The sequence below is a fragment of the Salinimicrobium marinum genome, assembly GCF_014651535.1.
GTDB lineage: Bacteria > Bacteroidota > Bacteroidia > Flavobacteriales > Flavobacteriaceae > Salinimicrobium > Salinimicrobium marinum.
The window spans coordinates 239,542-262,850 of sequence record NZ_BMXB01000002.1; the positions used below are offsets into that span (position 1 = coordinate 239,542).

General features: G+C 38.5%; 17 protein-coding genes, 2 tRNA genes, 1 pseudogene and 1 riboswitch. Of the genes and pseudogenes, 3 read left to right on the forward strand and 17 right to left on the reverse strand.

What is annotated here, in order from left to right; translation table 11 throughout:
• The first annotated feature begins 4 nt into the window (after window positions 1-4).
• Window positions 5-853: a helix-turn-helix domain-containing protein gene (locus IE056_RS05055; protein WP_189603598.1), complete on the forward strand. Its 849-nt coding sequence runs from the start codon at window positions 5-7 to the stop codon at window positions 851-853.
• Window positions 854-1,791: 938 nt separating this feature from the next.
• On the opposite strand, the gene IE056_RS05060 is transcribed toward IE056_RS05055, so the two are convergent.
• From IE056_RS05060 to IE056_RS05100, 9 genes and pseudogenes are all read right to left on the reverse strand, one after another.
• Window positions 1,792-2,088, reverse strand: coding sequence for a transposase (locus IE056_RS05060; protein WP_189603599.1), 297 nt, complete (start codon window positions 2,086-2,088; stop codon window positions 1,792-1,794).
• 1,017 nt (window positions 2,089-3,105) lie between these two features.
• A pseudogene (locus IE056_RS05065) lies at window positions 3,106-3,432 on the reverse strand (site-specific integrase); the annotation flags it as partial.
• 188 nt (window positions 3,433-3,620) lie between these two features.
• The gene (gene tenA / locus IE056_RS05070) at window positions 3,621-4,274 is read right to left on the reverse strand and encodes a thiaminase II (RefSeq protein ID WP_189603601.1); all 654 of its coding nucleotides are present in this window, start codon (window positions 4,272-4,274) and stop codon (window positions 3,621-3,623) included.
• A complete protein-coding gene (thiD, locus tag IE056_RS05075; RefSeq protein ID WP_189603602.1) occupies window positions 4,258-5,100 on the reverse strand; it encodes a bifunctional hydroxymethylpyrimidine kinase/phosphomethylpyrimidine kinase in 843 nt (280 codons plus the stop codon). The genes tenA and thiD overlap by 17 nt, the downstream gene beginning before the upstream one ends.
• On the reverse strand, window positions 5,097-5,732 hold the full coding sequence (gene thiE, locus IE056_RS05080) for a thiamine phosphate synthase (RefSeq protein WP_189603603.1): 636 nt from the start codon (window positions 5,730-5,732) through the stop codon (window positions 5,097-5,099). The genes thiD and thiE overlap by 4 nt, the downstream gene beginning before the upstream one ends.
• Window positions 5,725-6,528 carry a hydroxyethylthiazole kinase gene (gene thiM / locus IE056_RS05085; RefSeq protein ID WP_189603604.1) on the reverse strand — a complete coding sequence of 268 codons (804 nt, stop codon included), beginning with the start codon at window positions 6,526-6,528 and terminating at the stop codon, window positions 5,725-5,727. The genes thiE and thiM overlap by 8 nt, the downstream gene beginning before the upstream one ends.
• Window positions 6,529-6,584: 56 nt before the next feature.
• Window positions 6,585-6,677: riboswitch (TPP riboswitch) on the reverse strand.
• A 966-nt stretch (window positions 6,678-7,643) separates the two neighbouring features.
• Window positions 7,644-8,738, reverse strand: coding sequence for a site-specific integrase (locus IE056_RS05090; protein ID WP_229793660.1), 1,095 nt, complete (start codon window positions 8,736-8,738; stop codon window positions 7,644-7,646).
• Window positions 8,739-9,011: 273 nt separating this feature from the next.
• Window positions 9,012-9,086 (reverse strand) — tRNA-Pro (locus tag IE056_RS05095).
• A 61-nt stretch (window positions 9,087-9,147) separates the two neighbouring features.
• Window positions 9,148-9,232 (reverse strand) — tRNA-Ser (locus IE056_RS05100).
• A 273-nt stretch (window positions 9,233-9,505) separates the two neighbouring features.
• Between IE056_RS05100 and IE056_RS05105 the strand changes: the two genes are divergently transcribed.
• Window positions 9,506-10,342: a glycosyltransferase family 2 protein gene (locus tag IE056_RS05105; RefSeq protein WP_189603606.1), complete on the forward strand. Its 837-nt coding sequence runs from the start codon at window positions 9,506-9,508 to the stop codon at window positions 10,340-10,342.
• A 2-nt stretch (window positions 10,343-10,344) separates the two neighbouring features.
• On the opposite strand, the gene IE056_RS05110 is transcribed toward IE056_RS05105, so the two are convergent.
• The 6 genes from IE056_RS05110 to tsaD are packed head-to-tail and all read right to left on the reverse strand — an operon-like array spanning window position 10,345 to window position 15,574.
• On the reverse strand, window positions 10,345-11,523 hold the full coding sequence (locus IE056_RS05110; RefSeq protein ID WP_189603607.1) for a class I SAM-dependent methyltransferase: 1,179 nt from the start codon (window positions 11,521-11,523) through the stop codon (window positions 10,345-10,347).
• A gap of 2 nt (window positions 11,524-11,525) precedes the next feature.
• Complete coding sequence (locus IE056_RS05115; protein ID WP_189603608.1) at window positions 11,526-12,614, reverse strand: AI-2E family transporter; 1,089 nt, start codon at window positions 12,612-12,614, stop codon at window positions 11,526-11,528.
• Between the two features lie 21 nt (window positions 12,615-12,635).
• Window positions 12,636-13,148 (reverse strand): TrmH family RNA methyltransferase, encoded by a 513-nt coding sequence (locus tag IE056_RS05120; protein ID WP_189603609.1) that lies wholly within the window; start codon window positions 13,146-13,148, stop codon window positions 12,636-12,638.
• Window positions 13,145-13,789: a DUF4159 domain-containing protein gene (locus IE056_RS05125; protein ID WP_189603610.1), complete on the reverse strand. Its 645-nt coding sequence runs from the start codon at window positions 13,787-13,789 to the stop codon at window positions 13,145-13,147. Before IE056_RS05125 ends, IE056_RS05120 begins: the two co-directional genes overlap by 4 nt.
• 46 nt (window positions 13,790-13,835) lie before the next feature.
• On the reverse strand, window positions 13,836-14,546 hold the full coding sequence (locus tag IE056_RS05130) for a 16S rRNA (uracil(1498)-N(3))-methyltransferase (RefSeq protein WP_189603611.1): 711 nt from the start codon (window positions 14,544-14,546) through the stop codon (window positions 13,836-13,838).
• Between the two features lie 5 nt (window positions 14,547-14,551).
• Window positions 14,552-15,574, reverse strand: coding sequence for a tRNA (adenosine(37)-N6)-threonylcarbamoyltransferase complex transferase subunit TsaD (gene tsaD / locus IE056_RS05135; protein ID WP_189603612.1), 1,023 nt, complete (start codon window positions 15,572-15,574; stop codon window positions 14,552-14,554).
• Window positions 15,575-15,667: 93 nt separating this feature from the next.
• Between tsaD and IE056_RS05140 the strand changes: the two genes are divergently transcribed.
• The gene (locus tag IE056_RS05140; RefSeq protein ID WP_229793661.1) at window positions 15,668-20,074 is read left to right on the forward strand and encodes a translocation/assembly module TamB domain-containing protein; all 4,407 of its coding nucleotides are present in this window, start codon (window positions 15,668-15,670) and stop codon (window positions 20,072-20,074) included.
• A gap of 86 nt (window positions 20,075-20,160) precedes the next feature.
• Here IE056_RS05140 and IE056_RS05145 read toward each other — a convergent pair whose 3' ends face one another.
• Together IE056_RS05145 and IE056_RS05150 are read right to left on the reverse strand one after the other, a co-directional pair.
• A complete protein-coding gene (locus tag IE056_RS05145; protein ID WP_189603613.1) occupies window positions 20,161-20,544 on the reverse strand; it encodes a RidA family protein in 384 nt (127 codons plus the stop codon).
• 11 nt (window positions 20,545-20,555) lie between these two features.
• Complete coding sequence (locus tag IE056_RS05150) at window positions 20,556-23,264, reverse strand: putative LPS assembly protein LptD (protein WP_189603614.1); 2,709 nt, start codon at window positions 23,262-23,264, stop codon at window positions 20,556-20,558.
• Between the last annotated feature and the right edge of the window lie 45 nt (window positions 23,265-23,309).

The following is a 23,309-nucleotide window of genomic DNA, read 5'->3' on the forward strand; positions in this document are numbered from 1 at the left end:
AAACATGTCGAATACCGAGAAATTACACAAATTTGATGAAAAACGAAGTGAATTTAGACCATATGGTTTAACATGTGAACAATGGATGCCCAACTTGATGAAAAAACCGGATAGACACAATGAGATTGAAATAAATTATTTTACGAGTGGAAGCATCACCTATCTTTTTCAAGGATCTAAAGTCATCATTCCTGAAAACAGTTTTTCTCTGTTCTGGGGTCTTGTACCACACCAAATTGTAAATTTTACAAAATCTGCTCCGTATTATGTATGCACTATTCCATTGACACAATTTTTAGAATGGAAACTACCTTCTTTTTTTGTTGATAGAATACTTAAAGGTCAAGTTGTTATAGAAGATTCAGAAAAGAATTCGACGTATGATAAATTTCTTTTTGAAAACTGGGTAAAAGATCTTGCTGAAGATTACCGAACGGAAGCTACTCTCTATGAAATGCGAGCGAGATTACTTCGGTTGACCTCTAGGCTTTCCCCACTAAAAAAGGATGAGCGTTTACAGATTAAAATAGATGAAATAAGCAAGGTTGAACAAATTGCATTGTATATCGCTCAAAATTTTATGAAACCCATTAAAATCACTGATATTGGAAGAGAAATAGGGCTACACCCTGATTATGCTAACGTGATTTTTAAAAAAGCTTTTGATACAACAATTAATGATTATATAATTCAGGAAAGAATAATGCACTCTCAACGGAAGTTAATTACCATAAATGATAAAATTGCCGATATAGCTTTTGATTGTGGATTTCATTCTATCAATCGTTTTAATGCAGCTTTTCGGAAATTGAATAATTGCACACCCAGGGAGTACAGAAAAAAGCACTTCTAAAACAGGAAAAGCAGCTTTATGAAAATGGGTCTGCGCGTTGGCTCAATTTGTAGATAAAATAATGTTGTTTTTTGACCAGGACGTATACTTATAGCTTTAGAAAATTTTGATAAAAACTGGTAGATTATTTCCTTCTTCTTAATGAGGAGGGGAATAGCAAGAGGGTGAGACGCAGAGCGATGTCATTCAATTCCCTCAATGTCTAAAATACTGATTTTAAATGCTTTAAATGTTGTTGAAAACCTACGTATATCCACTCTAATGGATATACCCCGTTGGAAGTCTCTGTGAAATAAAGATAGCTGTAGCCAATAAGGGTTAAAATGGTATCCATTAGAATAAAATAAAGGTTTAAATGCATTTTCGACAGCCACGTTCTTGGAATTTTTTAAAAAGACAATATTTATCGGTTCGAAATTTTAGATCAATAGACATAAAGCATAAGAACTAAATTTATATCACCATCTTTTCTAAAAATTAGATGACACTTATACTACAAAACAATTAATAAGTTAAAATGTCACTCACCACATTTCCTTCCACTGCGCAAAAGCTCCGTTCCAGGAAAAGCGGTTCACTAAATAGTCTTGGACACGAGTCAAAAAAGATCATACTTTATTGCATGAGAAAAATTGGACAACTTTTTTGTCTCAAGTCCGCTGTTCGAAATAAAGAACAAATTTTCGTTTTCAGAAAAAGCAATTTCCGAAATTCAATATTTGCATCTGGCTTCAACACCTTACCTTTTGATGATGAAGAAACAGGATTTGAAATTAGCGGCCTGCATAAAGCCGCTATGCTTGGCTCCGCTTTTTATAAGTCCTTTCCTAATTTTAAATCCTGAAATGTAGGCCACATCAAAAGGTAATGCAAACGGTTCTGAAAGAAGTAAATGAAAAACAAAGGGACATATTTATCTTTTCGATACGTGTATCCCGTCAATAATATATTATACCATAGGTGTACTGGCTGGCACCCAGGGTGGCAACAAATACTTCCACCGGAATGATCTCTCCGGTATGAGGATCAATAATATGAAGCTTTTTACCTGCATAATCCACGAAGGCTTTATCTCCTGCTTTATAAACAGCAGGCATATAGCCTTCTGACTTCTGGCGCCATTTCCTGTAATGATAACAGAAACGACTGTACATGACTCCTTCGGGATGCTTTTGATGATACTCCTCCCACAGCAGATGTCGTGTAACCCCCACACGTTTTAGCTTTTTTTCCACATAGGGGAAAAAATCATATAGCTCACTATCTAGGTTATCTTTTGGGCTAGGTGCCGGGAGATCTTCTGATTCAAAGAGATCAAACAAGTCATTATCGGAGAGCTCTAAAAGCTCTTTATAGCTAAACCCCGAATCCTTAAAAGCTGTGAGATATTTGATTGGATAACAGTAGTTCTGGATTTTCCAAGACTTTGGGATATTCCAACATTAGAAAATCCATTATTTTTCATTCTGATGATTTCTCGTATCATAACTGATCCTATGTTTTTATTGGCCATATTAGGTGGGTTTTAACCCATTAATATACCTTAAAATCATCATCATAGACTGTCCACTTTGCCCCGGAATAGGGTGTACAGTTTGAAGCAGGAATCACCTGTTCACTTTGCACAGGAATCACCTGTACACTTTGCTCAGGAATACCTGTTCACTTTAATCAGGAATCACCTGTACAGTTTGCCCCGGAATACCCACTAACCAGTGAGTTCGACTTTAATTAGGTTATGAGGTCTTTGTTCTGTGAAGGAATTGATATTAAAAATCAAAAAAGTAGATCATTCATAAATGTTAATAAAGAAGGGAGGAAGCAAGATTTTCATTGAAATGACATTCTTGCCTTGCGCCCAGAGGTTGCAAAGTTTATAAAGTTTCTTCTCCAGTAGACATTTCATAGAATTAGTTCGGTAGATGTGGGGCTTGCAGCACTCCGCTGCGCTTCTTTTATTATTATCGGATTTAAAGTTTTAAAAAAATCACAAAACTATCTCTCTATTTACCCAGACCCCATATCCAGTGGGATTGTATGAAAAATCCCCACTTTTTCTATTTACCCTAATTACCTAATATGGGTAAATAGGGTAGATAAATTAACATTCTATTTACCCACCAAAAGATCTTTAAAATAAGCGGTTAGCGAGAAGTGGGTAATAGGGTAATTAGTTTTAATAAATATATATACTAGCTTCTTAAAGAGAAAATCCTGAACAACTTTATCTTTTTCTTTTTTACCCGTAAGTTTTAAGACAGCTTAGTTTGCAAAAGATCCATATCATCTACCAGCTTTTGATCTATAACCCTTGCATAGATTTGTGTCGTCGATAATTTGGAGTGCCCCAGAAGCTTAGAAACCGTTTCTATAGGAACTCCATTGGATAGGGTGACAGTCGTGGCAAAGGTATGCCTGGCAACGTGAAAACTAAGCTTTTTAGGAATCTTACACTGCTCTGCAATTTCTTTAAGGTAACTATTTGTTTTTTGGTTGCTATACACCGGCAAAAGGAATTCTGAAATTGGATTTTCATATTTATACAAAATACTGCAAGCCCTATCCAGCAGAGGTATCTTTGATCGGTTTGGATTCATCGAGTGATGGAAGAACTTTGGAGAAATTCAACTTGAACAAGACGGCTCTTTTCTCCTTTCTAAAAATTTGTTGTTTTGGTCAAGTGAAGAAGTACATTTGGAAAATAACCATATTTTTGCATATGGGGATCGAAATCATTATTGTCCTGACTGAAATCGGTGAAGCTTCACTATAACTCCCAATTATTCAACCGGTAAGCACTATCCCAAAACATAAATTCTAACCTACTGGCTGAAATAAAGGCCTGAGTCATGAGTTCTTGTTGTGATTCAGTACAATTATCAGCAATTTCATCACAAATATTTTTAGCATTAATGACTAATTCTTCAAACTCTTCCCCCGCATAGGTATTTATCCATTTTTGGTAAGGATTTTTTGCGCTTATTTGATTTTTGTAAATGTAATCGCCTACTTCTTTATATATCCAAAAACAAGGTAAAACTGCTGCCATTGCTACCTCTACCTGGTCTAATGCCGAGGTGCTTTTCAAAAAATGAATATAATGATGTGTGGTAGGGGAAATGCTTCTGCGCTCGGTTAGGCCATATTCTTGAAAATAGGAATCATGTAAGGCTTTTTCTACCACTATAGCCCCCTCAGCAAATCGTATAAAAGCCAATGCATGCGAGGTATCTTGAGAACGAGCTCCAATTAAAGCTAAACTACGCGCAAAATTTTCAAGGTAAAAAGCATCTTGAGCCATGTAAAATTGAAATTTCTCTAGCGGAAGTGTTCCATTTTGAAGCTCTTCAATAAAGGGCATTTCAATTATTTTTCGATAAATAGGTTCAATTTCTTTCCAGACTTTAGCTGTCCATTTCATGTTTAATTAGTTTTTGAGGGTTAAAAAAATGATTTACCGGCCCGTTACCTTTGCCAATTAACACATCTTGTCCGTGATAAATAGCCTGATGAATGTATTCCTGGCCAAACTTTATTGCTTCTGGTAAGGATTTTCTTTGCGCCAAATACGAAGCAATTGCCGAAGAAAGTGTACAACCGGAACCATGCGTATTATTGGTTTCAAATTTTGGAAACTCGAAACTTTCAATAGTTCCGTTGGGAGAAAAATAGAGGGAAGTAAGCTCTTCCGATTTTAAATGTCCGCCCTTTAAAAGCAATGATTTACAGCCGAGTCTCATAATTTTTTTTCCGGCAATTCGCATTTCTTCAATAGATTCTATTTTCATTCCGGCCAAAATAGCTGCCTCATCTAAATTTGGGGTGATTACATCAGAAATAGGAAATAATTGCTGAATAATGGTTTGTATTGTATTACCTTCAATTAATTGATGTCCACTGGTAGCCACCATTACCGGATCAAAAACAATAGGAGTTTGAGGGTAACGTTTCAATTTTTCTACTATAATTTCTACTAACTTAGAAGAATGAACCATTCCAATTTTTAAGGAATCTGGGAAAATATCTTCTAAAATAGTATCTATTTGATCCCCAACTATATGTTCAGGAATGCTAAAAATAGATTTTACGCCGGTTGTGTTTTGTATGGGCAAAGCGGTTAGAACAGCAGTGGCATAGCAACCCAGGGCAGAAATAGTTTTTATATCTGCTTGGATTCCCGCTCCACCACTGCCATCAAAACCGGCAATAGTGAGTACTGTTGGATAGGTATATTTTTTATTACTCATGCTTTTTCTATTTCGTTTCTTAAATGCTCGGCAGCCTTTGCGGGATTTTGAGCTGCACAAATAGCAGAAACCACCGCAATACAATTGGCACCGGCTTTGATAACTTCCTGCGCATTTCCTGCATTCATTTGGCCAATGGCCACTAAAGGTTTATCGGTAGTAGCACGTATAGTTTCAATTCCGATTAATCCCCATTCAATAATTGTATCGGTTTTGGTAGGTGTATTAAATATTGGGCTTATTCCAAGATAATCTGCCACATGGGTTTCCTGCGTATTTAATTGTTGAAGATCTTCAATAGAATAGCCTAAACAATTCACTTTTTTCCAATTCTTCCTTATTTGCGTGGGAGGAATGTCAGACGTTCCTACGTGTATTCCAAAAGCTTCTACTTTTTGGGCAACCTCTAAATGATCGTTGATAATTAATGGAACATGGTATTGATCTAATAAATTCTTGATCAGAATGGCCTTTTGAAGAAAGGCTTCTGTACAAGAATTTTTCTCTCTTAGTTGAACGAGATCTACACCTCCTTTTACAGCTTGTTCTACCACTTTTAAATAAGCATGATGAACACAGGCTTCTTCGGAGATAACCAGGTACAATCGATATGGAAATTCTTTTTTAACCACGTTTTATTTCCAAATTCAGGGTAGAATTAAATGCCTTTTCAGAAATTGCATAAAGTTGATCTAAGATATTCATTTGTAAACTTCCCGGCCCTTTACTTTCTTTTGCAGCAAGTTCTCCGACCACCCCTAGGTATGCCATAGCAGAAGTTACTGCTTCCACTTTATCTTTAATTACTGCAGAAAAAGCAGCTACCAAAGCAGTTGCTGTACAACCCATTCCCGTAATTTTTGACATTAATTCATGTCCGTTAAAAAGATGGATTTCTTTATCCTGGTCTAAAATAATATCAGTAGCTCCTGAAATACATACGGTACAATGGTACTTTTCTACTAAAAATTTAGCAGCAAGTACAGCTTCATTACTTTTAGCAGAACTATCTACCCCTTTTGTGGGAGTGGAGTTATGCTTTGCCAATGCCATAATTTCTGAAGCGTTGCCTCGAATAATAGTAGGATTTAATTGAAGTAGTTCAGCTAACACTTCATCCCGATATGGAGTGGCTCCGGCTCCAACAGGATCTAAAATCCAAGGTTTTTCAAGTTGCTGAGCCTGGTGTACTGCTTTTTTCATTGCCGTTACCCAGTACTCATCCAGTGTACCTATATTCACCACTAAAGCCTGGCAAATAGTCATCATATCCTCCATTTCTGAATGCGCGTGAGCCATAATAGGAGAGGCGCCTGCGGCCAATAAAGCATTGGCTGTATTGTTCATAACGACATAGTTGGTTATGCTATGAACAAGAGGAGATTCTTTTTTAAGTTGCTTAATATTATTCCAGAGATTTTCTTTCATCATTTATAGTTTTAGGTGTAATAAATGGCTGAAGGATTATTCCTTTTTAGGAATGACAAGGTGGTATAACTTTTTCCTACGCCGGTACTAACCGAATCAGGTTCAAAGGGACTGTCTCAATTCTTATTAGAATACCCCTAAAGCCGATATCAAAAGTAAAGATTATCTATTGAAATGGCACTGAAATTTCAGAAAATGTAGTTGACCATTAATATTTGGAATTCCAGTTGTCTATATACGTTTCAATGGTTTAAAGTAGATTATCAAGGTTTATTATAAAATAAACTAATCGTTTTTAGTAGAAGATAATAGCATTTACTTTTTTCATCTTAAACATTTTCCTTTTACTGTTAAATAGAAAGTTATTATCGATCAGGATGAATAGGAATTAATGAACCATTCATTTACTTCTTTCAGAGCCGTACGCATTACCTTTTGATATGGCTGAATATTTCAGGATATGAAGTTAGGAAAGACTTATAAAAGCGGCGCGAAGCAGAGCGGCTTTATGCAGGCCGCTAATTTCAAATGCTGTTTCTTTCACATCAATAAGGTAAGGCATCTGAAGTTATTTGGAGTAAGCTGAATTTTGAAAAATATTCTTCTAAAGTAGAAAATAATGTTCTTATTTAGCTTCAGCGGACTTGAGCCAAAAAACTAATTCCTGATATTTTTTATTTGAGATTTCTCATCTTTTTGGCTCGTGCCCATGAAATTATTAGCGCACCGCCTTTCCTGAAACGAAGCTTTTGCGGAGCGAAAAGAAATGTGGTAAGCGGTTTTGAATTTATTTTTCATTGACAATTAATTAATGTTTATGTTAACTGAATTGAGCAATAAGAGGCAGTTCGAGAGGTTTACCGTAAGGCTTAATTAAACTTACTTGGTTGTATATTCTTAAATCATTCATGAATGACTTCCAGGTGTTGAATGTTAACAATAATTACCTGATAAACAGATTTTTTACACCAGCTGTAATTTCCTTAAACGTCGAAAAGATATAAGTTTGAAGCTTTTCGGAACTGTGAAAATTCTGAAAATGAAATTTGTTCATGGTTTCGAACAGCGGACTTGAGGAAATTGTTTTTTCAAATCTTGATCTTAATAGAAAGCTTTTATAGCTTTTTGCCTTGTGTCCAAGACCATATTAACGTACCGCTTTTCCTGAAACGTAGCTTTTGCGAAGTGAAAGGAATGTGGTAAGTAATATTTGAACTAACATTTTGTTGTGGGAGTATAAGCACCACCGAATTTTTGAGAAGAGATGGTAATATATATTTAGTTTTCTGATTGGAAATTACCGGAAAAACTTCTTTGGTTTCCTTTACACGCTGATCCTGACATTTTTTAATGATTTCCTTCGCAGGATTTAGTAGCGGAATTTTTACAGATTGTTGCGTCTTTTCCCGTTTGGTATAAATCCAGTCCTTGCCATCCATACCTTTTACAAGGTTATCGGTGGTAAGTTCTTTTAGTTCTATATAAGTTAATCCGGAATAGCAGGAGAATACAAACATATCCTTTATGCGTTCAAGAGACGCACTGGTAAAGACCGTCTCTTCTAATATATGCAGCTCTCTTTCGGTCAAAAATTGCCGATCATTCCTTTCAAACTTAAAATTATAGCTCTTAAAGGGGTTTTTCTCCAGCCATTCTAATTTAATAGCCAGGTTCAGCAATTTCTTTAGCCTTTCCAAGTGCTTCATCGTGCCATTAGTGCCACAGGTCTTTCGAGCTTTCTTCGGACGGTAGCCTCTTAGAAACATTTCAAACTCCGTGATGAATTGGTAGTTGATATGTTTCAGGTAAATGTTATCGGTTTTCTTTTTCTTCTTTAAAAACTCTTCCAGATAGTTGGCAGTGGTATGGTAGTTTTTAAGCGTTCCCCATTTCAACACCTCTTTCATTTTATCATTATGATAGGTTACGATGTCTTTAATGGTTTTATGATCTTCATCTAAGCCCGCATAAGAAGCTTTGACCTTTGCAGCGGTAATAAGGTTATCTCTATCCAAAAGCTTCTTATGTGTATCCAGTAACTGAGAATACACCTGGTCCAGATAGCTGTTCAATTTTCTAACCCGGGGAGTAGTTCCTTTAAGTCTTCCTTTGGAACTGTCCCATTCATTCACTGGAGTCTTTCTTTTAAGACTCATTTCAGAACATTTTCCATTTACGGTAATCCTTGCGTAATGGGATAAATCTTTCATGTTCCGGTTCAATTTTATTGTAAAGAAAAGGACGGAGAATGTAGTAAAATCAGGCATTTTAAACGTCTTTAAATGATACAATAATTTGTAAAGACGAAAGTCAAATCAACCGCAATGTTCTTCTAAGGTAGTGAAATAGTGGAAAGAATGTATTCACCGAATCATTCACTAAACAGGGTGAAATCATATGATATCAATTGATATCAGTAAAAACAAAAAACACTGAAAATCATACGATTAACAGTGTTTTTTGTCCTTTTACGATAAGGTTCGTCGGGGTGGCAGGATTCGAACCTGCGGCCTCCTGCTCCCAAAGCAGGCGCGATAACCGGGCTACGCTACACCCCGCGACAACAGCTTGCGCTGTAAATTTCAATAATTTTAATTCCTTTATGGAAATTAAAAATAGCGGAGAGTGTGAGATTCGAACTCACGCGACAATTGCTCGTCGACAGTTTAGCAAACTGCTCCATTAACCACTCTGGCAACTCTCCGTTAAAATATGAACTTTTGCAATGATTTTGCGGATGCAAATGTATGTTTTCATCTCCTTACCTCCAAACCTTTTTGTGATTTTTTAAAAGGAAAAATGAAAGAAATTTTGCAAGTTTCTTGGCATCAGATTATTGTAGGTAATTTTAGTGTAAATTAATTTTTCTTAGGATGGGGTTGAAATTTACTTGTCAAATTTACGTTATGAGCGGGATTTGTTGAGAGAAAGTGAAATTTTCAGCAGAAAATTTTTAAATTTATAAAAAAAATCCGTTTTGCATACTAAACCATTATTTCAGGAGCAATTTGAACGCTTTAATTGCTGTGTCCTCATTCCTACCTATAACAATCAAAATACCCTTACAAAGGTAATTTTAGAGGTGCTAACTTACACTTCAAACATCATTGTGGTGAATGATGGTTCTACAGATGCAACCGAGAAAATTTTATCTGAATTTAATGATGTCAGGGTAGTTTCCATTCCGGAAAACAAAGGAAAGGGCAATGCTTTAAAAACCGGATTTAAAATAGCGGCAGAGATCGGTTATGAGTATGCAATTTCCATGGATTCTGACGGGCAGCATTTCCCGGATGATCTTTCTGTTTTCCTTCAGGCATTAGAGGACAGGAAGCCTAAAGATCCCGAACTTCTGGTTATAGGGTCAAGAAAAATGGATGATCCCAGCGTTCCTGAAAAAAGTAGCGTTGGAAACAAGTTTTCTTCCTTCTGGTTTTGGGTGGAGACGGGAATTAAACTATCAGATACCCAATGTGGATACAGGTTGTATCCTTTAAAGGCTGTAAATTCTCTTCATCTCTATACTTCCAGGTTTGAACTGGAAATTGAAGTGATCGTAAAGGCAGCATGGAAAGGTGTAGAGGTCAAGAACCTGCCGGTAAAAGTACTTTATGATCCAAATGAAAGGGTTACTCATTTCAGGCCGTTTCAGGATGTCGCAAGAATTACTCTTTTAAATATTTGGTTTGTTGGAGTGGCCTTTTTATACATTGCTCCCAGGAATTTTCTTAGAAAATTGTTTGGCAGCAAAAATGACACAACCGAAAGAAAAGCCTTTTCTAATGCTGGTTTACCCGTGGAGGAAAAGGCCTGATCTTAGGCTTTTGCACATATAATGCAAATCTTTTCTTCCTTTATTGTCGTGGTGAAAAAAAGGTAATGTTCTCCTCCTTCTTTCAATTTGAGGTGCTGACGCAATCTTTCTACCGATTCCGGAAAATTACGGGTAGTAATGTTTGCTTTATCCATCTTCAGATGCTTTTTTAACTTTTTTCTGTTGAAGGGAAGCACTTCCAGAATTTCAAATTTTCTTCCGGGGAAATTTTCTTTAAATTTTTCAGAAGTAAAAAGATGACTGTTGGAATGCAATTTAGGCAAATCAAATGCTTCACCTAAAGCACCAAATAACCCACTTTTCATAATAGCAGCATTTGGTTCGTAAAGGTAGGAGAGAGGCTCACTGTAATTCGCTTCTGAAAAATTTCCGAAGATGTTATTGTAGGTTTCAGTACCCTTGTTTGTAAAGTTGAAAGTTTTTATCTGTACTGTTTCCGAAGCATTTTTCTCAAGGATCCATAATAATTCCTTGACATCATTGTCAACTGCTATAATGTGAATTTCCGCTACTTTTTTTAAGGCAAAAAGACCGGCCTGTAAATCGAGCAGGGGAGAGGTTTTGATCATGATCCCCGAAGTTTTCTTGAATAAAAGATCAAGATGTTGGGGAACATTGGGCAAACAGTCCGAAAGGTGAAAAACCCTTTCCCGGGAATCATTTCTCCTGGAAGGATCAATATAAATCCAGCTGAAATAATGGTTTGTATGCTCAAGAAATTCAATTCCGTCCCCGGGAAATAATTCAACGTTGCGAATTTCCTGTTGGGAGTAATTATGAGCTACCACTTCAGATAAAGATGGATCTAACTCACAGTGCACTACCTTCTCAAAATTTTTGGAAAAAAAATAACTGTCAATCCCAAATCCTCCGGTTATATCTAGCAGATTTTCTCCATTGATAAGCGAAGCTTTGTATTTAGCAGTCTTTTCTGAAGAAGTTTGTTCAAGATTAAGTTTTGGCGGATAAATAATTCCCTTTGAATGAAACCAGGTAGGGAGTTTTTTTTCTGCTTTTCTTTTACCGTGTAGCTGGATCGCCAGCTCCTGTACTGTAACATCTTCAAAAGGACTTCCCTTCAGTACAATTTTGGAAATATCTTCTTTATAGTTTTCCTGAATAAAATCCTGAACTTTTTTATGTAAAAGAGCCCGGTTCACAACTAAAGGTCGCGGGTTAGTCGTTTCACGATCTTATATTCGCTCAGAGATTCCTTTGCGATCACTTTTAAGGCGGTATAAAGTGGTACGGCTATTACCATTCCCATGATTCCAAAAACCAATCCTGCAATAAGAATTATAAGGAAAATTTCCAGGGGATGGGAACGTACGCTGGCTCCAAAGATTAATGGCTGATTGATAAAGTTATCTATTAACTGACATACAATATATCCAGCCATTACAAAAGATAACTGCGGTAAAATGATTGTTTGAAAGTCGGCTCCAAGATTGCTGGAGATCACAAAAAGCGAAATCAGGATCCCGGCAAATATCGGTCCCAGGTAGGGGATTATGTTCAGGAAAGCACAAATAAAGGCAATGGCAATGGGATTATTGACTTCAAAAATGGAAAGCAATATACTATACAATACAAAAAGGACTGCTATTTGAAGGGTTAGCCCTACAAAGTATCGGGATAACAAGATCTTGATCTTATTGAAAACCCTCTGAAATTTATCTTCGTGGCCTTTATTGGCGAATACCAGGATACTGTTTAGCATTAATTTCGAATCCTTTAAAAGGAAAAATGAAATAAAAATGACGGCAAAAATGCCAATAAAACCGGCACCTATAATTCCAAAGAAATTATTTAAATAACGGGGAATGGTCGAGATATCAAAGGTTCTGAGAAATTCAGTTTGCTTGATCCCTTCAATGATATTGATTTCCTCAACCCCAAGATAATTATTGATCTGGTTATTAAGCTCGTTGAGATCGCGTGTAAAAGCATCCATATCGATTTGACCAAGATGCTTGCTCTGTTCAACCACTATCGGAATAAAAATGGCAATGAGACCAATAAATATTCCTACAACCAGCAGGAGAACTATGACCACAGAAATCTTGTTAGGGATCCTGAATTTATCCCTTAGGAAAATAACGGCAGGCCTACCAATTAAAGAGATCACCGCAGCAATGGCTATGTATATGATTACCGACTGAATCTTATATAAAAAGAACAGCAGTAAAAATACCCCCAGCAAAATTGCAATGGCACGTAGGATACCGTAAGAAAATTCTTTTGCGTTCACGGAGTAAAGATATTATTTTATTTAAATGTGAGGCAGGCTTTTGGTGATTTCATAAAGGGCTATTCCAGTAGCCTGTGCAACATTCATACTGCTGTTCTTTCCAAACATGTTGATGTGTAACCTGTGATCTGTTAAATCAAGAATGGCCTTGTCTATTCCAGTCCTTTCATTTCCAATGACTAATACTATTTTCGAATGATCTTTAAAAGGAAAACTATCCAAAGAGGTGCTATCTTCAGTGATTTCAAGAGCCAGCAGCGTATAACTCTGCTCCCTGTATTTTTTTAATGTAACACTGGTTTTTTCCTGTTCTTCAAATTCAACTTTTTCTACCGTAGACCGTGCCGTTCTTAAAAGTCTGTTGCTTTTCATATCGGGTTTTGGGCCACATAGAACAATTTTTTCTATGTTGAAGGCATCTGACAGCCGAAATAAACTTCCAATATTCGCAGGACTGTTTAAACCGTCCAACAATAAAATAATCGGAAATTTCCTTTCTTTAAAGTTGGTATCATAATGTGAAAGCTGGCTCAATTCTGAAAAACGTATTTAATAATATTTGCTCCCATCTGCAGCGCTTTTAATCGTACTTCCTGAGGATCATTGTGGACTTCCTGGTTTTCCCACCCGTTTCCAAGGTCTGTTTCATAAGTAAAAAGGACCATCAGCCGGTCATTTTCAAATAGTCCGAAGGCCTGTGGGCGTTTTCCATCATGTTCGTGGATCTTTGGCAATCCCTTCGGAAAAGCAAATGCTGTACTAAAAATAGGATGTTCGGCAGGAAGTTCTGTCAGTTCTTTTTCGGGAAAAACTTTTTTCAATTCTCTCCGGATATATTCGTTAATGCCGTAATTATCATCAATATGCAGAAATCCACCGGAAAAAAGATAATTACGAAGGTTTGCAGCATCCTCTTCACTGAAAAAGACATTTCCATGCCCGGTCATGTGCACAAAGGGATATTGAAAGATATCTGTACTACCGGGTTCTACAGTTTGTGGTTTTGGCTCTAAAACCGTTTGAAGTTTTTCGTTGCAGAAACTAATGAGGTTTGGAAGGGAGGTGGGATTGCTATACCAGTCTCCGCCACCGTCATATTTTAAAACAGCAAGTTCCTGCCCGTGGCTAAAGAAGCTACCGGTAAGAAGTAAACCGAACAGGAGAAAATATTTCATTTTGCTGTAAAATGTAAAAATAGGAAAAGCTTTAAGAATAATCCTGTTATTCTTCATGAGCCAGTGCAACGGTATGACAGGCTACAATGGCGGCTGTTTCTGTTCTTAAACGACTTTCGCCGAGACTTACCGATTTCCAGTCATGCTTTAGAGCATTCCTGATCTCTTCGGAAGAAAAATCACCTTCCGGACCTATTAAAATGATCACTTCGGAATTGTTCTGCAATGAACCTTTTAAAGACTGTTTTTGCTCACCATCCTCGCAATGTGCAATAAAACGCTGACCTAATTTTTGCTCCTGAAGAAAATCTGAAAAAGTAACGGCTTCATTTAAAATCGGGAAATACGTATTTAGCGACTGTTTTACAGCACTTTGAACGACTCTTTCATAGCGATTTAATTTCACTACTTTTCGTTCACTGTGATCACAAATTATGGGCGTAATCTCATGAACTCCAATTTCAGTGGCTTTTTCCAGGAACCATTCATAGCGATCATTCATTTTTGTGGGGGCCACAGCGAGGTGCAGGCGGTATGGTGCAGGTTTCTGCTTTTTTGCAGAGCGTATTTTTACACTACAGTTGTTATGGTTTGCAGAAATGATTTCGGTTTCGAAAAGAAATCCTTTTCCGTTGGTTAAATGGAGGATATCCCCTTCTATTTTCCGCAGAACTTTAACTATGTGTTTGCTTTCATCACGTGGAAATGTCACCTGCTGGCAGTCTTCAGAAATTTCGGGGTGAAAGAATAACTGCATAAGTTTTAAAATTTTATTCTGGCCTTTGCCGTGATGGTCATATCTGCGAAATCTTTTTCCAGGAACTTATAATGTCCAGCAATGGCGATCATCGCAGCATTATCTGTCGTATATTCAAATTTCGGAATAAAAGTTTCCCAACCGTACTTTTTCTCTCCTTCTTTTAGGGCGTTTCTTATTCCGCTGTTGGCAGAGACCCCCCCCGCAATTGCGATTCGTTTGATTCCTGTTTGTTTCACCGCTTTTTTCAGCTTATCCATTAAAATCTTAATAATGGTATGCTGAATAGAAGCGCAGATATCCTCCAGATTTTCCTTTATGAAATCGGGATTATCTTTCACCTGTTTCTGAATAAAATACAGAATGGAGGTTTTTAATCCGCTGAAACTGAAATTTAAATCCCCGACTTTGGGTTTCGGAAAGGGAAAAGCTTCGGGATTACCCGCCTGGGCATATTTGTCAACCAGAGGTCCGCCGGGATAGGGAAGGCCAAGGATCTTGGCGCTCTTGTCAAAGGCTTCTCCCACGGCATCATCCATGGTTTCTCCAATTACTTCCATCATAAAGTAATCTGAAACTTTCACTATTTGGGTATGTCCGCCGCTAATGGTGAGGCAGATAAAAGGAAATTCCGGAGTTTTAAAACCATCTTCTTCAATAAAATGTGCCAGGATATGAGCCTGCATATGGTTGATATCAAGAAGAGGGATCCCCATCCCCAATGCCATGGATTTTGCAAAAGAAGTTCCCACCAGCAATGAACCCATAAGGCCTGGGCCGCGGGTAAATGCTATGGCAGTAAGGTCATTCTTTGTAATGCCGGCACGTTTTATAGCCTCATGAATTACCGGAACAATATTTTGTTGATGGGCCCTGGAAGCCAGTTCTGGAACCACGCCACCATATTTTTCATGGATTTCCTGTGTAGCGACAACATTAGATAGAATTTTTCCGTTATATAATACCGCTGCGGCCGTGTCATCACAGGAGGATTCTATGCCGAGAATATAAATATTTTGTGATGCCATTGCTATGTTTTAGGCCTGAAAATTGTTAATATTGCTCGCAAAGTTAAAACTAAAAAACGTATCAAAAAATTCTGGAAAATATTAGGCAGAACAGTGGTTGTACTGTTACTGCTTTTTGTCATTTTACTAATCGTATTTTCCATTCCAGCGGTTCAGACTTCTGTTGCCAATCGTCTTGCAAATTCTATTAATGAAAAGAACAATGTCGATCTTTCCATAAACAGGGTAAAATTGACGTATTCGGGTAAAATTGAATTGGACCAGGTACTAGCAAGGGATCACCACAGGGATACGCTTATTTTTTCGGAAGAGATAAGGACTTCTATCATAAGTCTTTCCGCATTATTGGATGTTACTCCGATGTTTGGAGGAACTATCCTGGAAGACCTGCAGGTGCACATGAAAATTTACGAAGGCGAAAATCAGGATAACCTGGGGATATTTTTGGATAAATTCAAGCCTGAAAAACCTACCGAAAAATCAAATTTTCAATTGACGGTTAGGGAAATTGAGATCATTGATGGCTGGTACAGCTATATCAATGAAAATCAGGATAACCCGGAGGTCCTGGTGATTGACAGGCTGTTTGCTAATGCCGAAGATTTACTGGTGGCAGGACCCGATGTGTCTGTCAATATTCAGAAAATGTCCGGATTCGAAAAAAGAGGGCTTCAAATTGATTTTCTGAGTACAGCTTTTTCTTATTCCAAAACAGCCATGGAACTTCGGAATCTGGAAATAAGAACTCCAGAATCTGCCATCACAGGGGATATAATTTTTGATATTGAAAACGGATTTGGAAAGTTTAATGACACGGTAGAAATTCTTGCAGATTTTGAAACTGCTTCAATTTCAACCAATGACCTTCAGCTGTTTTACGCCGAATTTGGAAATGAACAGCAACTTGATTTTACTACGAGACTTGAAGGGACTTTAAATGACTTCCGATTGCATGATTTCAGGTTAAGAGGGATGGATCGGAGCGTTTTAGATGCCGAACTGGCCATTGAGAATATCATGGCTTCAGAAGAAGAGCGGGTTTTCAGCATCCGCGGTGATCTGCAGGAATTCTCCACCAATTACTATGACCTCCTAAATCTGCTTCCTGGTTTATTGGGAGAAAGTTTACCAAAAGAACTCAGGGAATTTGGCAGCGTCACGTTAGTAGGAAATGCTTTGGTTACGGCAAATTCACTGGATGCCGATGTGCTTCTCTATAGTCAGTTAGGAAATGCAGATGTGGATATCAGCATGAGTAACTTCGGAAATTCTGCCCTGGCTACCTATCATGGAAACCTTACAGCCAAAGATTTTAATATTGGAAAGTTACTCAACAACCCGGTAATAGGAAGAACTTCTTTCGATATTGATATAGACGGAAGTGGCTTTACTGCAGAATCTTTGAATGCAGATGTACGGGGAGCGGTTTCAAAATTTCGGTTTAATGGCTATAATTACAATCACCTAAGAGTAATAGGCACCCTCAGAGCTCCTGTCTTTAACGGAAACCTGGTTTCCATGGATCCTAATTTACAGCTGGAATTTAACGGACTCGCAGATTTCTCGGAAGACACTAATGTCTATGATTTTGAAGCTGCCGTAGGCTATGCAGATCTTTCAGCACTTAATTTTGTGAAAAGGGATAGTGTAGCGGTTTTTAAAGGTGATATTATCACAAATATGACAGGAACCAACCTTAACAATGCAGCGGGAAGGATCCTTCTAATGAATACTTCTTATCAAAATGAGAACGATCTTTATTATTTTGATGATTTACAGGTCACCTCCAGTTTTGAAGGCCCGGTTAGGACCATTGAGGTCAATTCACCCGATGTAATTAGCGGAAGTATTGAAGGTATTTTCGATGTTAATCAGGTGCAGGCTCTTTTTGAGAATGCAGTGGGAAGTCTTTACACCAATTATCAGCCAAATAAACTTACTACCAATCAATACCTGGAATTTGATTTCGATATCTATAATAAAATAGTTGAAGTGTTTTTTCCGGAGATTACGCTGGCTCCCAACACTTTTATTAGAGGTAGGGTAGAATCTGATGAATCAGATTTCAGGTTAACCTTCAGGTCTCCTGAGATCAGGGCGTTTAACAACATGCTGGAGCAGGTGAATGTCCAGGTAGATAACACCAACCCTCTTTTCAATACGTTTATTGAAGTAGACAGCGTAGCAACCAGTATTTACAATCTATCAGATTTTAACATGATCAATGTGACCATGAATGATACGCTGTTCGTGCGATCGGAATTTCGGGGTGGTCCCAAAGATGATGATGTTTTCAATTTAAACCTTTATCACACCATCAATGAAGATAATAATTCGGTAGTTGGTATCCAGAAGTCCGATATAAAATTCAAGGAAAGTGTCTGGTTTTTGAATGAATACAACAACAAATCCAATAGGGTAATTCTTCAGGATGGTTTCCAGAATGTGAGGATAGATTCACTGGTGCTAAGTCATCAGGATGAAGAGATACGATTAAACGGACAGCTGCGGGATTCGACTTATAAAGATATCCGGATGCAGTTCGATCGGGTCAATTTAGGCAAGATCACCCCAGATATTGATAGTCTTTCCATGGGCGGGATCGTCAACGGAAGCCTTAATCTCCTTCAGCAAAACGGCGCGTATTATCCCAATACTTCTTTGACTATTCGGGACCTGGAGATCAATGAGCAGAGAATGGGAAATTTACTGCTTGATGTGATGGGAAACCGTGATCTTACCTTTTACAACGTCAATGCAACCCTGAGAAATGAGGGGCTCGAGTCGTTAACTGCCATCGGGGAAATTGCTGTAGACAGTGAGACTCCAGAAATTAATCTCGATGTTTCCCTTCGGAATTTTGATCTCTCGGCTTTTAGTCCTTTGGGAGGGGTGGCCATAGATAACATTCGTGGATTGGTTTCAGGAAATGCAGATGTAACCGGAAATTATAAGAATCCTGATATTTCAGGAAGTCTAACTTTAAATGAAGCCGGGCTGCGAGTTCCGTATCTGAATGTAGATCTGGATTTTGAAGAAAATGCCGTGGTAAATCTTTCAGAACAACAATTTAATTTTGAAGAGATCCCTGTAACCGATACTAAATTCGGAACTACAGGAGTACTTGATGGAAGCATTTCGCATCAAAATTTCTCCCGTTGGAATCTTGGATTGAATATTTCCACCAATCGCCTGCTGGTCCTGGACACCGAATATTCTGAAGATGCTCTTTACTATGGGACTGCTTTTATAAGTGGTAATGCATCTATTTATGGCCCTACAGATGAGCTTGTAATTGACGTGATCGCCACCACCGAAAGTGGAACCGTGTTTAAAATCCCGATTTCAGATACAGAAACAATAGGAGATAATTCTTTCATCCATTTTTTAAGTCCCGAAGAAAAGGCAGCGAGACTGGCTGGAGAAGAGATAGAGCTGCAGGAAGTGAAAGGGCTGGAACTGAATTTTGATCTAGATGTGACAAATGATGCCCTGGTAGAGTTGGATCTAAGCGGGAGTATTTTAAGAGGACAGGGCGCAGGTACTTTGCTGATAGAGATCAATACCCTGGGAAAATTTAATATGTGGGGTGATTTTATTGCCAATAACGGGGTATATATTTTCAATTATGGGGCACTTCAAAAGCGGTTTGATGTGCGGCCGGGTGGTAGTATCAACTGGAGTGGAAACCCTGCCCAGGCCGATCTTAATATTAGCGCTGTGTATGAAGCTAATGCCAATCCAGCCATTATTCTTGAGAATCCTTCCATTAGTCGCAGGATTCCTGTAGATGTGGTTATAAACTTGCAGGGAGAGCTTCTGCAGCCAGATTTTACTTTTGATCTGGAATTTCCCAGTGCGACCTCTGCAGTGAGCTCAGAACTGGAATACAGGATCGAAACTGTAACTACAAAAGATATCCAGGCTTTTTCCTTAATTACCCTGGGCCAGTTTTATACACCAAATGTACTGGCGGGAAACAGCGGAACTGCCGTAGCCGGAAACCTTTTTGAAAGTGCATCGGGATTTTTCAACAGCTTATTGTCTGATGACAGCGGAGTCTTCCAGGTAGGCCTTAATTATGAACAGGGCGCCCGTACTCCTGAACAAACCACAGCTGACAGGTTTGGAGTAACCCTTTCTACACAAATAAGTGAACGGGTGTTGATCAATGGGCAGGTAGGTGTGCCCGTCGGCGGAGTTACAGAGACCGTGATCGTTGGAAATATTGAGATTGAATTTTTGCTGAATGAGGACGGTAATTTACGCGCAAAGATCTTTAACCGGGAAAACAACATCCAGTATTTTGGCGAAGAGCTTGGATTTACTCAGGGGGTAGGGCTTGCTTATCAGGTAGATTTCAACACTTTCAAAGAGCTTATCAGAAAAATTACCGAAGGGGAATTTAATGCTGTACGAGAAGAAGAAGAGGAAGCTGAAGCACCACAAAGAAGTCTGGCTCCAGATTATATTCGCTTTCCGGGAGAAAACGGAAGATAAAACTGAATCCCTGTATTGCCTTATAGTGTTTATGAAATGCAGTAGTATAAAAAGCCGCAGAAAATGGCATTTCTGCGGCTTTCTTTTTATCCTTTTACAGCAATCATGCTAATCTCTACATTCACAAATTTAGGAAGATTGGCTACTTCTACCGTCTCCCTGGCAGGAGCTGTTTCCTCATTAAAATATTTGGAATAGACTTCGTTTATTTCATTGAAGTTGTTCATGTCACTAATGAAAATGGAGCTTTTTACCACATTTTCAAAAGTCATTTCTGCAGCTTCCAGGATGGCTTTCAGGTTCCTGAAAACCTGCTCGGTCTCTTCTTTTATAGAATCCTGAACAAGTTGACTGTCTACCGGATTAATCGCAATTTGTCCTGAAATATAAAGGGTGTCGCCGGTTAATATTGCCTGGTTGTAAGGCCCAATAGGAGCGGGCGCATTGTTGGTCTTAATGATCTTTTTCATATGAATAAGTATTAAAGTTGTCGGTCTCTTTCTCTGCGTTTATCATATTTTATGTCGCGCAGTAAATTGGATTTAATACCAATGAAAAAATTCCATTGCTTATATACCCCAAATGGCGTCCAGTTAAAGCTCATTCTCCAGCTTTGAAGGTCCCGCGAGAAGCGCAGTTGTGTATGGGTAAACCCATTATTAACGAAATCATATCCCGAAGAAGCACCTACTGTCCAGTTGGGAGAGAGTTCTACGTCGCCTGAAAACATGAGGGAGTGTGAGGACACAGAATTTTGTCTTGCATTATTTGTATAATTCATGGCATATTGTAATCTTAAATTCCAGGGGATTTTGTAATTGTAAAGTTCGTTGTCATCTTCTTCATCCTCTTCTTCTTCATCCTCATGTTCGTCGTAGAAGGTACCGTCTGTTTCCATTCCTTTTCCGAAGAGATCATCTGGTCGTCCACCATTCCTGTAGGTTTCGTTGTCCATTCGGTTAGGGTTTGATTCTCCTCCTTCAAAATCTGTACTTGAAAAGGAATAGCCAAAACTTACATTTGCATTGGTTAACCTGAACAGGCTTCCGCCGTTATTGATATTGAGTCGGTCGATTCTCCGGTTGTTGTTATCAAGTGCGTAAAGATCCAGGTTAGTTCCAAAGTTGACACTTAGCTTGTTCTGTATTACAGGAATACTTCCTCTTACGCTAATGGGAGAAAACTGTAAAGAATCTCCAGCGAGATTGTAAGCGGTGCTTATATTCAGGTTGTTTAGAAGAATGATTTTTCGGGGTTCGGCATCTGCTGAATCCTTAACTTTTGCCTCAAAATTATTGCTTAGGGATAAACCAATGGAACTGGCGAAATCTCTTCCGGGGGCTCCATACAAAGTATTCTGGAAACGCGAATAAGAAACCTCTCTTTCTTCTCTTCCCGGACCTTCGGGAATAAGATAATTATCGTAATAATAATCGAACCCTGGGTTCACATTATAGCTTATGGATGGTCTTATTACATGCCTAATCGCCTGGATTTTGTTATCGGGATCAAAGTTCATTGTTCCGTAGATGGTAGTTCCTATACCGGTATTGAAGTTGTAAGTCCGGTATGAATCAAAACCACTTATTGTGTCAATAACTTCCCGCTCGAGCTCTTCATCATAAGAACGTTCAAAGGTCCGGAATACCCAGTTTTCGTTGTAGGTGGTATTTGCGCTTACGCTAAAGTAATCGAATACTTTGAAGTTGGTGCTCAACGGAATGCTATGCTGGGCTCCAAGAATTGCATCCCGGAACATTTCAGGTTTAAAAAACAGGGAATCGGTAGTATTGAACCTGTTTTCTGCTCTCAGGTTATACTGGAAGTTAATGTTTTCAATAATCCCGCTTTTGGATCCAATTGCTGGTTCAAAAGGAAAGATCCTGTCGACACTGGCCTGTAAGGTCGGTAAAGTCATGTTGATCTGTTGTGTATTCGTGTTTTGGGAATGCGTGGCAGCAAGACTTAGATTTACCTGAGGGGTCCAATTAAAAGTTTTGGAATACGAAACAGAAGAACTTAGCGTATTGGTTAACCTGCTTCCTGCGTTACTTTGATTTACAGATTCCTGGTAATAATCACTACTTCCCAGGTTTACTGAAGCAGAGAACCGGGAGGATGGATTAGCTTTTGCATCCTGAGAGTGGTTCCAGCGAATGTTGTAAAGTGTACCTTCAGAATAATCGGGAAATCCTCTTTCGCTGTTGATCTGTTTCTCATATCTAAAACTCAAATTACCCCGGAACCTGTACCTGGCTGCATAGGCAGATTCCAGGCGCAATCCATAACTCCCATTGGTGTAGTAATCCCCTAAAGCCAGAAGATCTGCATACTCATTGAGTGCAAAATAATATCCTCCGTTTTGCAGATAATAGCCCCGGTTGTTATCATCTCCAAAAGAAGGGATCACAAAGCCGGAAGTTTCTTCATCTGTCATAGGGAAATATCCAAAAGGAAGCCCCAGGGGAGTGGGAACATCAGCAATGTACATGTTTACCAGTCCCGAGACGATCTTTTTGTCGGGTACAAATTTTATACGGCGTGCAAAGAAATAGTAATCTGGATTTTCCTCGTCTTCAGAAGTGGTGAAACGCACGTTCTGCATATAATATACCGAATCGTTCTGCCGCTTGGTGACTTCCCCGCGGACTTTAAATTCTCCCTGTTCTGTACGTGAATTGAAAACCAGTGCTCTTTCAGTATCAAAATTAAACCTAATTGAATCTGGCCGCACCACGCTTTGTGCCTGGGTGAATATAGGTTTCTGGGTATAAACGCCAGCCGAGTCTGCTATTCCGTAAGCGTAGACTTCATTTTTTTCATTATCAACAATGATGAGCCCTGCAGTAATGTTTATGTCCCCATATGTGATTTCGGCGTTGTCATAGAGATACATCCGATTTTCTCTCGGACTAAGCCTCATATAATCTGTAGCTGTGTAAACAACTTTATCCGTTAGAAATTGATTTTGCTGTGTTACAGTATCTGTCTCAACAGTATCTCTTTCTATAATTTTTATATCCGGCAGGGGTGCCTGGATATTAATAGAATCTATAATTGGAGTTACGGGTTCCCTTTCTGCAGGAATGCGAACCCCTTCTCTTTGCCCAATTTCCTGTGCTGATATGTTGACACCACATAACAGCATGAAAATACAGCAGGAAAGTATATGAAGTATGTTTGTTCGCAACGCTATATGTGCTAATTTTGTAAAGTGTGGCTCATTTTTTGGAGT

Coding starts and splice junctions, on each gene's coding strand:
- IE056_RS05125 (WP_189603610.1), bottom strand. CDS start 13,789: ATGAAATATTTTCTCCTGTTCGGTTTACTTCTTACCGGTAGCTTCTTT.
- thiM (WP_189603604.1), bottom strand. CDS start 6,528: ATGAAAGAAAATCTCTGGAATAATATTAAGCAACTTAAAAAAGAATCT.
- tenA (WP_189603601.1), bottom strand. CDS start 4,274: ATGAAATGGACAGCTAAAGTCTGGAAAGAAATTGAACCTATTTATCGA.
- IE056_RS05130 (WP_189603611.1), bottom strand. CDS start 14,546: ATGCAGTTATTCTTTCACCCCGAAATTTCTGAAGACTGCCAGCAGGTG.
- IE056_RS05145 (WP_189603613.1), bottom strand. CDS start 20,544: ATGAAAAAGATCATTAAGACCAACAATGCGCCCGCTCCTATTGGGCCT.
- tsaD (WP_189603612.1), bottom strand. CDS start 15,574: ATGGCATCACAAAATATTTATATTCTCGGCATAGAATCCTCCTGTGAT.
- thiD (WP_189603602.1), bottom strand. CDS start 5,100: ATGAGTAATAAAAAATATACCTATCCAACAGTACTCACTATTGCCGGT.
- IE056_RS05090 (WP_229793660.1), bottom strand. CDS start 8,738: ATGAAAGATTTATCCCATTACGCAAGGATTACCGTAAATGGAAAATGT.
- IE056_RS05055 (WP_189603598.1), top strand. CDS start 5: ATGTCGAATACCGAGAAATTACACAAATTTGATGAAAAACGAAGTGAA.